This window comes from Arthrobacter sp. P4_F11 (genome assembly GCF_056401395.1).
Genome location: NZ_JBFUJK010000005.1, coordinates 132,029 through 145,964, shown reverse-complemented (window position 1 = coordinate 145,964; position 13,936 = coordinate 132,029). Strand labels below are relative to the sequence as shown.

At 67.7% G+C, this 13,936-nt stretch carries 14 protein-coding genes; 9 read left to right on the top strand and 5 right to left on the bottom strand.

Annotation, left to right across the window (positions count from 1 at the left end; genetic code table 11):
* Window positions 1-8 precede the first annotated feature (8 nt).
* Complete coding sequence (locus AC1DRO_RS07800; protein WP_052355088.1) at window positions 9-551, bottom strand: WhiB family transcriptional regulator; 543 nt, start codon at window positions 549-551, stop codon at window positions 9-11.
* A gap of 370 nt (window positions 552-921) precedes the next feature.
* Here AC1DRO_RS07800 and AC1DRO_RS07795 point away from each other — a divergent pair, with 370 nt between their 5' ends.
* Window positions 922-1,626: a TIGR03089 family protein gene (locus AC1DRO_RS07795; RefSeq protein ID WP_476950414.1), complete on the top strand. Its 705-nt coding sequence runs from the start codon at window positions 922-924 to the stop codon at window positions 1,624-1,626.
* Window positions 1,627-1,659: 33 nt separating this feature from the next.
* Here AC1DRO_RS07795 and AC1DRO_RS07790 read toward each other — a convergent pair whose 3' ends face one another.
* Window positions 1,660-2,226: a GtrA family protein gene (locus AC1DRO_RS07790; protein WP_459384196.1), complete on the bottom strand. Its 567-nt coding sequence runs from the start codon at window positions 2,224-2,226 to the stop codon at window positions 1,660-1,662.
* Window positions 2,227-2,494: 268 nt separating this feature from the next.
* Between AC1DRO_RS07790 and AC1DRO_RS07785 the strand changes: the two genes are divergently transcribed.
* From AC1DRO_RS07785 to AC1DRO_RS07765, 5 genes are all read left to right on the top strand, one after another.
* Window positions 2,495-3,643 carry a 5-(carboxyamino)imidazole ribonucleotide synthase gene (locus AC1DRO_RS07785; RefSeq protein ID WP_476950479.1) on the top strand — a complete coding sequence of 383 codons (1,149 nt, stop codon included), beginning with the start codon at window positions 2,495-2,497 and terminating at the stop codon, window positions 3,641-3,643.
* A gap of 83 nt (window positions 3,644-3,726) precedes the next feature.
* Window positions 3,727-4,251, top strand: coding sequence for a 5-(carboxyamino)imidazole ribonucleotide mutase (gene purE / locus AC1DRO_RS07780; protein WP_476950478.1), 525 nt, complete (start codon window positions 3,727-3,729; stop codon window positions 4,249-4,251).
* A 22-nt stretch (window positions 4,252-4,273) separates the two neighbouring features.
* Window positions 4,274-5,914: an LCP family protein gene (locus tag AC1DRO_RS07775; RefSeq protein ID WP_476950413.1), complete on the top strand. Its 1,641-nt coding sequence runs from the start codon at window positions 4,274-4,276 to the stop codon at window positions 5,912-5,914.
* A gap of 81 nt (window positions 5,915-5,995) precedes the next feature.
* Window positions 5,996-7,285, top strand: a complete 1,290-nt coding sequence (gene manA, locus AC1DRO_RS07770; protein WP_476950412.1) for a mannose-6-phosphate isomerase, class I — start codon at window positions 5,996-5,998, stop codon at window positions 7,283-7,285.
* Between the two features lie 4 nt (window positions 7,286-7,289).
* Entirely contained in the window at window positions 7,290-8,261 is a 972-nt protein-coding gene (locus tag AC1DRO_RS07765) for a lipid II:glycine glycyltransferase FemX (RefSeq protein ID WP_476950411.1), read from the top strand.
* 85 nt (window positions 8,262-8,346) lie between these two features.
* Here AC1DRO_RS07765 and galE read toward each other — a convergent pair whose 3' ends face one another.
* Both galE and glpX read right to left on the bottom strand, forming a co-directional pair.
* On the bottom strand, window positions 8,347-9,318 hold the full coding sequence (galE, locus tag AC1DRO_RS07760; RefSeq protein ID WP_476950410.1) for a UDP-glucose 4-epimerase GalE: 972 nt from the start codon (window positions 9,316-9,318) through the stop codon (window positions 8,347-8,349).
* Between the two features lie 150 nt (window positions 9,319-9,468).
* Complete coding sequence (gene glpX, locus AC1DRO_RS07755) at window positions 9,469-10,491, bottom strand: class II fructose-bisphosphatase (RefSeq protein ID WP_028277383.1); 1,023 nt, start codon at window positions 10,489-10,491, stop codon at window positions 9,469-9,471.
* 195 nt (window positions 10,492-10,686) lie between these two features.
* On the opposite strand from glpX, the gene AC1DRO_RS07750 reads away from it, so the two are divergent.
* From AC1DRO_RS07750 to AC1DRO_RS07740, 3 genes are all read left to right on the top strand, one after another.
* Window positions 10,687-11,421: a DUF4245 domain-containing protein gene (locus AC1DRO_RS07750; protein ID WP_476950409.1), complete on the top strand. Its 735-nt coding sequence runs from the start codon at window positions 10,687-10,689 to the stop codon at window positions 11,419-11,421.
* Window positions 11,422-11,430: 9 nt separating this feature from the next.
* Window positions 11,431-12,045, top strand: a complete 615-nt coding sequence (locus AC1DRO_RS07745; protein WP_028277382.1) for a carbonic anhydrase — start codon at window positions 11,431-11,433, stop codon at window positions 12,043-12,045.
* Window positions 12,046-12,116: 71 nt separating this feature from the next.
* Window positions 12,117-13,553, top strand: coding sequence for a class II fumarate hydratase (locus tag AC1DRO_RS07740; protein WP_476950408.1), 1,437 nt, complete (start codon window positions 12,117-12,119; stop codon window positions 13,551-13,553).
* On the opposite strand, the gene AC1DRO_RS07735 is transcribed toward AC1DRO_RS07740, so the two are convergent.
* The gene (locus AC1DRO_RS07735; protein ID WP_476950407.1) at window positions 13,519-13,929 is read right to left on the bottom strand and encodes a hypothetical protein; all 411 of its coding nucleotides are present in this window, start codon (window positions 13,927-13,929) and stop codon (window positions 13,519-13,521) included. The genes AC1DRO_RS07740 and AC1DRO_RS07735 overlap by 35 nt on opposite strands.
* Window positions 13,930-13,936: the final 7 nt, after the last annotated feature.

The following is a 13,936-nucleotide window of genomic DNA, read 5'->3' as shown; positions in this document are numbered from 1 at the left end:
TTGAAGAATTAGACTGCTCGCTTCCTAAGCCGGCGCCGCTCGCGCTCGGAGAGGCCTCCCCAGATCCCGAAGCGCTCGTCGTTGGACAAGGCGTACTCGAGGCACTGGGAACGCACGTTGCAGGCGCCGCAGACTTTCTTGGCGTCGCGGGTGGAGCCGCCCTTTTCGGGGAAGAAGGCTTCGGGATCAGTCTGGGCGCACAGGGCATCGGTCTGCCAGCCGAGCTCGCCCTCGTCGTCGAAGTCCTGCCGGGACGGCAGTCCGATCCAGACTGGCTGCCCGGCGGTACCGGAACCGGGCGAATGGAGCTCCATCGGCGGGTCCAGGGGATCGGTGTCATGATCCGGGCCGGACAGGAGCTCGTCGTGCGCTGCGAGGAAGGCCGTGGCGGCCTCCTGCAGGGAATCCTTGGTGTGTTCGTTATAGCGGTCAGCTGCGTCCGGATCCGCCGGATCTACGTACCAGTCAGTCGGCACGCCGCGTGACCGGTATTTCGCCGTGGCCTGGCCGGCAACTACGGCATCTTCATGGATACGCTCTGCTAGCCCCATGGCGTCCCCCTCCTGATTTGCAGCCACTGCAAGACCCCCTTGGACACTCGGTTGAGTGCCGGTTTTTGTGCAGTGGCTTTAGATAACTAATTACACGCGTGTAAGTATCCGGGAGTCAAGCCACGGCGGAGATAATAATCAACTTGATACACAAAGTGGAGGCACGCCACGCCCGGAATTTTTTCGCCTCTCCCGCGAGAACCCGCGGAATAATCAGGGTACTGAGCACTTTTGGGGCTTTTCATTGAATTTTCGGGAAATTTTCCCGCGCCCTGCGCGGACCCCGCCGAACGCGGGGGCCGCCGGGGTGACGGACGTCACGGAGCCGGGGGCTGATTGGCCGTGACAACAGCCGTGGCAAGATGAGGGCATGAGCATTCCGGCAATCGACCTGATGACAGCGCTGCGCTCCGGCCAGGCCACGGCGCCCCGGCTGACCTGGTACGGCCCCGATGCGGAACGGGTTGAGCTCTCTGGCCGCGTGCTGGACAACTGGGTCGCGAAGACGTCCAACCTGCTGCAGGACGAACTCGACGCCGAACCGGGCATGCGGCTGCGCCTGGACCTGCCCGCGCACTGGAAGTCGGTGATCCTGGCCCTCGCGGCCTGGCAGCTTGGCATGGAAGTGGTCCTCGACGACGCGGAGGCGGACCTGCTGGCCACCGCGGACCCGGGTCCGGGCGCTGCCGCGGGCGGGTTCGACGCCGTCCTGGCCGTGTCGTTGCCGGCACTGGCCATGCGGTGGACGGGTGAACTGCCCAGCGGCGTCCTCGACTATGCCGCCGAGGTCCGCTCCCACGGCGACATTTTCATGCCCCACGTGGATCCGGAGGCGGAACGTCTCGCCGTCCGCACCTCCGACGGCGCAGTCCATGCACACGGGGCGCTCCTGGACGGTTTTGCCACGGCCCAGGACCCCGGACTGCGGCTGCTCGTTCCGGCGGCCGACGGCCTCGAAACCGTCCTTGCGCAGTCATTGGGAACCTGGAAGGCCGATGGTTCCGTGGTCCTGGTGCACCCCGAGGTAGAGGTGACCGGCAAACTGCGGGACGCCGAGCGCATCAGCGGGCGCTGATCCCCTGGCACTGACCTCCGGGACGGCGGTTCCTTAGGCCGGCGGGCCGGGCAGTTCGGGATCGTTGACGGATTCCCTGACGGCCGACGTGGCAACGGGCTGGGAGTGCGGGTGCCGTTCGATGATCTCGTGGTCGTGCGAGAACTCCGGCTCTGCGTCGAGTTCCTGGTTGAAGACCAGGAAGCGGTAGGCAAAGAACCGGACCACGGTCGCGACCAGGATGCCGACCACCCCGGCCAGGAAGAGCATGTTCTTGTCGGTGACTCCCATGCCGTACTTTGCGACGGCGGTCAGGCCGGTGGAGATGCCGATGCCGATCCCGTTGATGATGAGGAACATCACGAACTCGCGCAGCACGTTGGCCTGCCGGCGGTGCCGGAACGTCCAAAAACGGTTTGCAACCCAGGAAAAGACCGTCGCCACGCTGGCCCCGAAGAAGCGGGCCTTGGCCTCGCTGTCGGTCATGGGACCGTGCATCAGGTAAAACGTCAGTCCGTTGTCGATGACGAACGCGATGCCGCCGACGGCACCGAACTTGGCCACTTCGCGCCAGAACAGCGAGGCAAGCCCGCGCATGCGCTCGTTAAGTGTAGTAATCATGACCCTCCGTGGCCTTCTGGAACTGTCGGCCATTGGGCCAAACGCCCATTTTAGCGCCGTTTCCCGGGAGTCCGCCCGCAGCGGCCGCTCAGACGGCTCCCTGCGCACCCGGCGGCGGGCGCCGGGCGCGCGGGTGCGAAACCCCCGTCCCGGCGCGGTTCCCGCGCTTGCCAATCCCCAAAAGCCGGGTTCCCGTGAGGTTTTCGGTAGGCTGGGACTTGTGACTTTTCCTGTAATCGGTGTTGTTGGCGGCGGCCAGCTTGCCCGCATGATGGCCCCTGCCGCGACCGCCCTGGGCTTTGAGCTCCGTGTTCTCGCCGAAGGCGAGGACGTCTCCGCAGTCTCTGCCGTGGCTAACGCCCCGGTCGGCGACTACAAGGACCTGGAGCATCTGCTCGAGTTCTCCCGCGGCCTGGACGTCCTGACCTTCGACCACGAACACGTCCCCACGGCGCACCTGCGGTCCTTGATCGGTGCCGGCGTGAACGTCCATCCCGGCCCGGATGCCCTGGTCAACGCCCAGGACAAGCTGGTGATGCGCGCCGCGATCGACCGGCTCGAGCTTCCGAACCCCACGTGGGCCTCCGTCGCCAATGTCGCGGACCTCGTCGCCTTCGGCGAGCAGACCGGCTGGCCGGTGGTGTTGAAAATGCCCCGCGGCGGCTACGACGGCAAGGGCGTGCGCATCGTTTCCTCGGCCGAGGACGCGGCGGCCTCCGCCGGCTGGTTCGAGGCCATGTCCCCCCTGCTGGCCGAAGCCAAGGTGGAATTCAGCCGCGAGCTCTCGGCCATGGTCGCGAGGACGCCGGACGGTGAAACACGGGCCTGGCCGGTGGTGCACACCATCCAGGTGGACGGGGTGTGCGATGAAGTCATTGCCCCGGCCCTGGACATCTCCGTCGATGTTGCCGCAGCCGCGGAAAACGCCGCGGTCCGGATCGCCGGCGAACTCGGCGTGACCGGTGTCATGGCCGTCGAACTCTTCGAGACCCCGGGCGTGGGCGCAGGCTTCCTGATCAATGAACTCGCCATGCGCCCGCACAATACCGGGCACTGGACCCAGGACGGCTCGGTGACCAGCCAGTTCGAGCAGCACCTGCGGGCCATCCTGAACCTGCCGCTGGGCGCCACTGACCTGCTGGGGCCCGTCGTGGTGATGAAGAACTTCCTCGGCGGCGCCAATCAGGACCTCTATTCCGCCTTCCCCGCCGCCCTCGCGAGCGAGCCGGCCGCGAAGGTGCACTGCTACGGCAAGGCCGTCCGGCCCGGCCGGAAGATCGGCCACGTCAACCTGGTCGGGACCTCAGCCGCCGACGTCGACTCCGTGCGGCAGCGGGCCACCACCGTGGCCGACATCATCCGGAACGGCCGGGCCCACGCCGGCGCAATGCCGGCAACCTCCGAGGAGACCGCATGAGCACCGCAGCCAGCCCCAAAGCCAATAAAGCGGGAACCCCCCTCGCCGTCACCCGCGCGGACACCCCGCTCGTGGGCCTCGTCATGGGCTCGGATTCGGACTGGCCGGTCATGGAAGCCGCCGCCGAAGCCCTCGCCGAGTTTGGAATCCCGTTCGAGGCCGACGTCGTCTCGGCCCACCGGATGCCCACGGAGATGATCCGCTATGGCCAGAGCGCCCACGAGCGCGGTCTTCGCCTGATCATTGCCGGCGCCGGCGGCGCCGCGCATCTTCCCGGCATGCTGGCCTCGGTCACTCCCCTGCCGGTGATCGGCGTCCCCGTGCCGTTGAAGACCCTGGACGGCATGGATTCCCTGCTGTCCATCGTGCAGATGCCGGCAGGCGTTCCGGTCGCCACCGTCTCGATCGGCGGCGCGCGCAACGCCGGCCTCCTGGCCGTGCGCATGCTGGCCTCGGGCACGGATGAACTGGCAGTCCAGCTCCGGGCGGACCTCCTGGAGTTCGCCCAGGAGCTGAATGACGTCGCAACCCGGAAGGGCGCGAACCTGCGGCACAAGGTCAGCGCAGTGTTCGCCGCCGGAAACGTCACCCCGCGTAGCGGCAATTAAGGCAGCCATTAGGAATCCCGGCATGAGCAGCAGCTACGCCCCCACACACCACCCTGAGCAGTCCGGGCGGGCACTGGGCGATCCGGTCCGGCACCCCTCCGGCGCCCCGTTCCCGGTGCTCACCAAGCGGGCGTTCGTCCTGATCCTCATGACGCTGCTGGTTCCCGGCAGCGCCCAAACCGTCGCGGGCAACCGCCGGCTTGGCCGGGCCGCGCTGCGCGTGACCTTTACGGTCTGGGCGCTGGCCCTGCTGGCCGTACTGCTCCTGCTCGTGTCCCGCTCCACGCTGATCAACCTCCTCACCGGCACGGTGCCTTCGCTCTTGCTGGTGCTCGGCTTCGCCTGCCTGGCCATCGGCTGGGCCGCCCTGTTCCTGAACACCTTGCGGCTGATCCGGCCCGGGATGCTGGCGCCCAGGATCCGTCCCGCGGTGGTGCTGGCGCTCGTGCTGGCCATGATCCTCAGCAGCGGATCCCTGTGCTACGCGGCCTATCTGCTCAATGTCAGCCGCAACGCCATCGGCAGCATCTTCTCCGGCTCCGGCCCCACCCTTGAGCCGTCCGAGGGCCGGTACAACTTCCTGATGATGGGCGGCGACGCCGGAGCGGACCGCACGGGACGCCGGCCGGACAGCCTCTCGGTGATCAGCGTCGATGCCAAGACCGGCAGCACGGCGATCATCTCCGTGCCCCGCAACCTCCAGAACGCCCAGTTCAGCGCGGAGTCGCCGATGCGCCAGGTGTACCCGGATGGCTACAACTGCGGCGACGAATGCCTGATCAACGCGATCAACACCGAGGTCACCAACCAGCACCAGGATCTCTATCCCGGGGTGGCCGACCCGGGGGCGCAGGCCACCCTCGAAGCGGTGTCCGGAACGCTGGGCATCAAGGTCCAGGCCTACGTGCTCGTGGACATGGACGGTTTTTCCAAGCTCATCGACGCCATGGGCGGCATCCGGATCAAGGCCGGCGGCTGGGTCCCCATCAGCGGGCCGATGGTGGATGAGGCCAACGGCATCCACGGCATGCCGGACGGCTGGATTCCGGCCGGAGACCAGACGCTCGACGGCTTCCACGCCCTCTGGTACGGCCGGTCCCGGGAATTCGTGGACGACTATGCCCGCATCCAGCGCCAGCAGTGCGTGCAGCAGGCGATGCTGAAGCAGCTCGACCCGGCAACACTGCTGGCCAAGTTTGAGGACATCGCCAGGGCCGGCACCAAGGTGGTCGAGTCGAACATCTCCTCCGGCCAGCTCGGCAGTTTCGTGGACCTGGCCATGAAGGCCAAGGGACAGGACGTCAGCCGCCTGACCATCGGTCCGCCGGACTTCGACGCCGCCTTCTCCACGTCCCCGGACTTCGACGTCATCCACGCGCGGGTGGCCAAACTGCTGGCCAGCCCGTCCGCCGGCGCCGCAGCTGCTGACAACGCCGTTGACGATGCGGTCCTGCAGCCCGGAACGGCCGCGGGGCCGGTCTCCGCCGCCGGGCCCGTCCCGGCCACCGATCCCCCGCCCGCGCCGTCGGACTTCACCCCCGTGACCACCACGCCGGACGGCGAGCCGATCACCGAAGAGATGCTGAACCAGTTCAAGCGCAACGGCGACGAACAGTCCATCCGCGACCTCGTCGCCACCAACGGACAGTGCGCGCCGCTCTAACCCCGGGCACCAGCCTTGAGCGCAGCAGTGCGACCACATTTCTTTGACGAGACATTTCACTGATCAGACAGGGACCAGGCCATGTACGAACTTGAGAACGTCCTCCGGCCCTACGCCTGGGGCTCCCCGACGGCCATCGCCGGGCTGCTGGGCAGGCCGGCTTCCGGCGGTCCCGAAGCGGAGCTTTGGATCGGCGCCCACCCGGACTCCCCGTCCGTCGCGCTGACGCCGGCGCCCGGCGGTGCCGGCCGGCACGCACCCGCAACGCACGACGGCGGACGGCTGCCGCTGGACGCCCTGATCGCCGAGGATCCGGAACATTGCCTGGGCAGCGCGAGCGTGGCCGCTTTCGGTCCGCGCCTGCCGTTCCTGCTCAAGGTCCTCGCGGCCGAGGCGCCCTTGTCCCTGCAGGTGCACCCGACGCTCGCCCAGGCCCGGGAGGGCTTCGCACGCGAGGAAGCCGCCGGCGTCGACCCCGCCGCGACGGAGCGCAACTACAAGGACGATAACCACAAGCCCGAAATGATCTTCGCGCTGACTCCGTTCGAGGCCCTCTGCGGGTTCCGGCCGGCCGCGGAATCCCGTGCGGTCTTCCAGCATCTGGCGGCGTGCTTCGAGCTCGCCGGGCTGGAGCTGCCGCCGCTGGTCCCGCTGCTGCTCGAGGACCTGGCGCAGCCGGACGAACCCACGGCCCTGCGCTCCGCCTTCGAACGCCTCATCACCGGCGGCGGGGACGTCGCCGAGGCGACGGCGACGATCGTTGCGGCCCTCGTCTCCGGTGCCCCGATGGCCGGGCACGAGGCGGAACTGTCCACCGCGGTGAGCCTGAACGGCCGGTACCCGGGAGATCCGGGCGTGCTGATCTCCCTGCTGCTGAACCGGATCTCCCTCGCCCCCGGTGAGGCCGTGTACCTCCCGGCCGGCAATGTCCATGCCTACCTGCACGGCCTCGGCATCGAGGTCATGGCGTCCTCGGACAACGTGCTCCGCGGCGGGCTCACGCCGAAATTCGTCGACGTGCCGGAACTGCTGAAGACCGTGGCGTTCGAGGCCGTCGCCGTGCCCATGCTCCCCGCCGAGACCACCATGCTGGGCCAGGAACTCTTCCGGCCGCCGTTCCGGGAATTCCAGCTGCAGCGGATTGAACTGGCGCCCGGGGCGGAGCCCGTCCCGCTGGCGCAGTCCGGTGCCGCCGTCGTCATCGTCACCCACGGCTCCGTCCGCCTCGACTCCCCCAAGGGCGAGCTGCGGCTGGAACGGGGCGCCAGTGCCTTCCTGCCCGCCGCCGAGGCACCGGTCAACGTCCACGCCGTCTCCGGCGCCACCGGCCCCGCCCTGGCATTTGCCGTCACCACCGCATTGGAAGCCTGACACCATGGATTATTTCCTGCAGAGCCCGCAGTGGGCACAGTTCCAGCGATCGCTGGGACGCACCGTCCACGAACAGTCCGGGCCCGGGTGGCGCTTCCTCGCGGTCGAGGAATCCAATCCGGCCGGCAAACTGCTGTACTCCCCCTACGGCCCGGTCGCCGAGTCACTGGCAGCGTTCGACGCCGCGCTGGCGGCCCTGACGGACCTCGCCCGGAGCAGCGGGGCCGTGTTTGTCCGGGTTGAGCCGGTCACCGCAGGATTCACCGCCGCCGAGGCCGACTCGGTACTCCGCAGCCGCGGCCTGCAGCCGGCGCCGGCCAGCCAGCAGCCCGAGCTCAGCTGGATTGTGGACCTCGACCGGGATTTCAAGGACGTCCTGGCGGATATGAAGCCGGCCAACCGGAACCTGTTCCGCAACATCCACAAGAAGGGCGTGACCTTCCGCTCCAGCCAGGACCCGGCAGAGATCGCCGTCCTCCTGGAGTTCTTGCACATGACGGCCGCCCGCAACGGGTTTAAGCCGCAAAGCGACGAGTACCTGACCCAGGTGGCCCTCTCGCTGATGCCGGCCGGCGCCGCGACGCTGTTCATCGCGGAGCTCGACGGCTACCCCATCGCCGCAGCCCTGGCCTATGATTCGGCCGACACCCGGACCTACGCCCATGCCGCCCTGGACGACACCCACCGCAAGCTCAGCGCGGGCATCCCCCTGCTTGTCACCCTGATCGCGGACGCCCAGGCGAAGGGCCTCAAGCACGTGGATCTCTGGGGCGTGGCGCCGGAGGACCAGCCCGACCACAAATGGGCCGGGTTCACGGCGTTCAAGAAGTCGTTCGGCGGCCGCGGGATCGCGTATCCCGGAACGTGGGACCTGCCCGTCCGGAAGGTCCGCTACGGCAGCTACCAGCTGGCCCGCAAGGGTGCCCAGCTCGCGAAAAAGCTGCGCGCCCGGTCCCGGGCCCTCGCTAACCGCTAAGGGCCCAGCAGGCGGCACCGGCCACCCGGAGCCGCCCCGGCCAGCCGGGCCGCCGTGTCCCGGTGGCCGGTGTTGGTGGCGGGCGTTAGTTGGCCGTGATGGCGTGCCGCTGGGCGTCGTAGGCGCTGGCCACCATCTGCTCCACGGAGTGCCGCATCTTCCAGTCGAGATCGCGGGCAGCCAGCGTGCCGTCGGCCACGATCCGGTCCGGATCCCCCGCCCGCCGCGGACCGATTTCGGGTTCGAAATCGATCCCCGTGACGTCGGCCATCGCCGTCATGATCTGGCGCACGGACAGCCCGTCCCCGGATCCGAGGTTGTACACCCGCTCCAGCGGTTTGCCCGCCTCGAGCGCCTGGGCGGCGGCCACATGCGAGGTGGCCAGGTCGGCCACGTGCACGTAGTCGCGCACGCAGGTTCCGTCCGGCGTGTTGTAGTCGATGCCGTTGATGCGCGGCGTCTTACCGGCCGTGAGCGCCCGCAGCACGATCGGGAAAAGGTTATGGGGGCTGGTGTCGTAAAGCTCGGGCGCACCTGAGCCGACCACATTGAAGTACCGCAGCGAGGTGTGGTTCAGGCCCCGGGCCCGGCCCTGGTCACGGATCAGCCACTCGCCGATGAGTTTGCTCTCGCCGTAGGGCGATTCCGGGTTGGTGGGCGTCGCTTCGGTGACGATGTCGCCGGTGGGCGTGCCGTAGGTGGCCGCGGACGAGGAGAACACCAGTTTGTCGACGCCGCTGAGCTCCATGGCCTTGAGCAGTTGCGCGGTGCCCGTGACGTTCTGTTCATAGGTCAGCAGCGGCTCCTGGACGGAAACCCCGGCGTACTTGAAACCGGCCAGGTGGATCACGCCGGTCACCGCGTGCTCCCGCAGCGTACGGGCGACGAGGTCGGCGTCGAGGATGCTGCCATGGATGAACGGCACATCGGCCGGCACGAACTCACGGTGCCCGCTGGAGAGGGAGTCAATCACCACCGGCTGGATCCGGGCACCGCGCAAAGCGGAAACCACATGAGAACCGATGTATCCTGCACCGCCAGTTACGAGCCACGTCATGGCTCCACCCTATCTAATCCCACGGGCCCCGGCCGCCCCACCGCAATAGACACCATCATGCACCTGGTTTAAGACGACGAATCCCGGACCGCGGAGGCGGCCCGGGATTCGCTGTGCTCTGTCGTGCAGTTCAGTGTTGCCGTTCAGGTGCTAGCTCCTGCGGGCGTAGCCTTCCCACTTGCTGGCCTGGTGTTCGCCGTCGACAAAGCGGATCGTACCGGACTTGGAGCGCATCACGATGGACTGGGTGAGGACCTTGTCCTTGGAGTAGCGGACGCCCTTGAGGAGGTCGCCGTCGGTGATGCCGGTGGCCGCGAAGTAGCAGTTGTCGCTGGAGACGAGGTCGTTGGTCGAGAGCACGCGCTCCAGATCGTGGCCGGCGTCGATCGCCTTCTGCTTCTCTTCGTCGCTCGTGGGCCACAGGCGGCCCTGGATGACGCCGCCGAGGGACTTGATGGCGCAGGCCGCGACGATGCCTTCCGGGGTTCCGCCGATGCCCATGAGGGCGTCGACTCCGGTGCCGGCACGCGCAGCGGCGATGGCCCCCGCGACGTCGCCGTCCATGATGAACTTCGTGCGGGCGCCGGCTTCGCGGATTTCCTCTACAAGGGGGCGGTGCCGGTCGCGGTCCAGGATCATGACGTTGAGCTGGTTGACCTTGACGCCCTTGGCCTTGGCGATCAGGTGCAGGTTCTGCTTGACCGGCAGGCGCAGGTCCACCATGTCGGCCGCTTCCGGGCCGGTGACGAGCTTTTCCATGTAGAACACGGCGGAGGGATCGAACATGGAGCCGCGTTCGGCCACGGCCAGGACGGCCAGGGCATTGTTGATGCCAAGGGCGGTCAGCCTGGTTCCGTCGATGGGGTCGACGGCGACGTCGCACTCGGGGCCGGTGCCGTCACCGACGTGCTCGCCGTTGAACAGCATCGGGGCTTCGTCCTTCTCGCCCTCACCGATGACAACGACGCCGTTGAAGTGCACGGTCTGCAGGAAGGAGCGCATGGCGTCCACGGCGGCGCCGTCGGCCTTGTTCTTGTCGCCGAAACCCACCCAGTGGCCGCCGGCGATGGCCGCGGCTTCCGTGACGCGGACAAGTTCCAGCGCGAGGTTGCGGTCAGGCTCATCGATCCCGACGGCGAGCGAGGGGGAAAGCGTGGAGTACTTCTGGGACATGGGCGCTGGTGTCACGTGAACCTCTTCTTCGAGTGGCGGTCGTTGAACCCGTACGGCCAGGATCGATCCGTCGCGGTGATTCGTCTGATATTGATCATAGTCGGGGCGGGCCCGCAAGGTCATGGGATGACCGGCGCGTGACGCACTTCACCGTCGGAGGGGTCCCTGCGCCGCGAATGTGAGATCGGCCCGGACATGCGCGACTATAGAGGGGTGAGTGAATTGCAGGACGCTTCCCCCGCCGCCCCCGGTTCGCCGGCTGGCAGCTCCCCCGCGGCAGGCCCGGACCCGTCCGGACAGCCCCCCGTGAAGCCCGTCATCGCCGCCGCGGCGGCCAAACGCGCCAACGCGTCCGTGATGGGCATGATCATCGCCCTGGTGGTGAGCATCGCCGCGTTCCTGCCGATCGTCCTCATGAATCCTTCTCCGAAGACCGACGGTTACCGGCCCAACGTCAATGTCAGCGCCACCGCGCAGAACGCGGCGGGTGTGGCGGGATTCACACCCGTGGCGGCCGATACCGGCGACACATTCCGCGCCAACTACGCCCGTTGGGAGTCAGGTGCCGGCAGCGGCGTCCCCGCCTGGGAAGTCGGCTACCTGACGCCCAAGGAATCCTTCATCGCCCTCGTGCAGACCCGCACGGCCAACCCCACCTGGCTCCTGCAGCAGACCAAGAACGCTCCCGTGACCGGCACCCGCAGCGCCGGCGGCCGCGACTGGGAACTGCGCGACACCGGCAAGGGCGAGAAATCCATGGTGCTGACTGATCGCGGCACCACCGTCATCCTCTCCGGATCCGCGACGCTGGAGGAGTTCTCCGCCCTGGCCGCCGCCGTGGTGAAGTCGCTCGAAAGCAATCCGCCCGCCGGGGCATCGTCCAGCACGCCAGGCGCAACAGTTTCACCTTCGGCCAGCCCTTCACCGTAAAGTGGCCACGTGGCTACTTATCTGACTCCCGCACTCGCCTGGCAGCGTCTCCGTGAAGGCAACAAGCGTTTTGTCGCCGGCACGTCATCACACCCCAACCAGGACGCGTCGCGGCGCTCGTCGCTGGTTGAAAACCAGCACCCCTTCGCGGTGATCTTCGGTTGCGCCGACTCCAGGCTTGCCGCCGAAATCATCTTCGACCTCGGCCTCGGGGACGCCTTTGTGGTCCGCACCGCCGGCCAGGTGATCGACGACGCCGTGCTTGGCTCGCTGGAATACAGCGTCAGCGAACTGGACGTCCCTCTGATCGTCGTCCTGGGGCACGACAGTTGTGGTGCTGTCACCGCGACCAAGAACGCCGTGGAAACCGGCCAGATGCCGGTCGGTTTCATCCGCAGCCTGGTGGAGCGGATCACCCCGTCCGTGTTGACCTCGCTGCGTAACAATCAGACCGACGTCAACGACATGGTGGTCGAGAACGTCAAGCAGACCTCGCAGCGGCTGGTGGACAGTTCCCGGGTGATTTCGGGCGCAGTCGACAGCGGCCGCACCGCCGTGATCGGCCTCGCCTACAGCTTGGCTGACGGCCGGGCCGATCTCGTTTCCAGCATCGGCAGGCTGTAAACCCCGGCGCCCGGCGGTCGCAGCCTGCTCATGGTTTTCGGTGGGACTCCTACTCCCAATAAGCTAGCCCCATGACTTCCACAGATGAGTTGAACACCGAAGAGTTCCGCATTGAACACGACACGATGGGCGAAGTCCGCGTTCCCGTGAACGCCCTGTACCGCGCACAGACGCAGCGGGCAGTCGAGAACTTCCCGATCTCCGGCAAGACGCTGGAGCGCGCCCACATCGAAGCCCTGGCACGGGTGAAGAAAGCTGCCGCGCAGGCGAACGCCGAACTGGGGGTGCTCGACGGCGAGCTGGCCCAGGCGATCGCTGACGCAGCCGACGAGGTTGCGGCCGGCAAGTACGACGGCGACTTCCCGATTGACGTCTTCCAGACCGGGTCCGGGACGTCCTCGAACATGAACACCAACGAGGTCCTCGCCGAGCTCGCCTCGCGGGCCCTGAAGTCCGCAGGCAGCGAGAAGGTTGTCCACCCGAACGACCACGTCAACGCCTCGCAGTCCTCCAACGACGTCTTTCCCACGTCCGTCCACGTTGCCGCGACCTCCGCGCTGATCAATGACCTGATCCCGGCCCTCGGTTACCTGGCGGAGTCGCTGGAGCGCAAGGCAACCGAATTCAAGGACGTTGTGAAGTCCGGCCGCACGCACCTCATGGACGCCACCCCTGTCACTTTGGGCCAGGAGTTCGGCGGCTACGCCGCGCAGGTCCGCTACGGCATCGAGCGCATCAACGCCTCGCTCCCCCGCGTCGCCGAGGTCCCGCTTGGCGGCACCGCCGTGGGCACCGGCATCAACACCCCGGCGGGATTCCCGGAGCGCGTGATCGAACTGCTGGCGGCCGACACCGGACTGCCCCTGACCGAGGCCCGCGACCACTTCGAGGCCCAGGCCAACCGGGACGGCCTCATCGAAGCGTCCAGCCAGCTGCGCAACATCGCGATTTCCTTCATGAAGATCAACAACGACCTGCGCTGGATGGGTTCCGGCCCCAACACCGGCCTCGGCGAAATCGCCATCCCGGACCTGCAGCCGGGCTCGTCGATCATGCCGGGCAAGGTCAACCCCGTCATCTGCGAAGCCTCCATCATGGTCTGCGCCCAGGTGATCGGCAATGACACCGCCATCGCGTGGTCCGGCACCAACGGCGCCTTCGAACTCAACGTCGGCATCCCGGTCATGGCCGCCAACCTCCTTGAATCCGTGCGCCTGCTGGCCAACACCAGCCGCGTCATGGCCGACAAGATGATCGACGGCATCACCGCCAACGTCGAGCGCGCCCGCTTCCTCGCCGAGGCCTCGCCGTCGATTGTGACCCCGCTGAACAAGTTCATCGGCTACGAGAACGCCGCCAAGATCGCCAAAAAGGCCGTGGCCGAGGGCCTGACCATCCGTGAGACCGTCGTCTCCATGGGCTTCCTCGAGCGCGGCGAACTGACCGAAGAGCAGCTGGACACCGCCCTGGACGTCATGTCCATGACGCGCCCGCCGCACAAGGCCTAACTGCTCCGGGCGGCGCCGCCCCCGAAGAGTACAACTGCCGACGGCCGGCATCCTTCCTGGAAGGGTGCCGGCCGTCGGCATGTCTGCACCGCAGGTCAGAACTTAGACCCTGGGCGTGGCCGTCCGTCAGCACGGCCACCAGCACGGTGCCGGGGCGCTCATCCTCCGGAAGGGCCGCCAGTTCCGCACCCGCTTCGCCGATCAGCCGGACCATGGCGTCGTGCAGGGCGGTGCTGCCCCGCGGCTGCAGGTCCAGGGTCGGCACGTCCTGGATGTCCACCGAGGCGTAGACGCGCTCGTAGGTGTCATCGAACTGCGCCAGCGACAGCCGGCACCGGCCCGCCACTTGCCCGCTGTTCGCGGATGAACGCCGCAAACCCGCC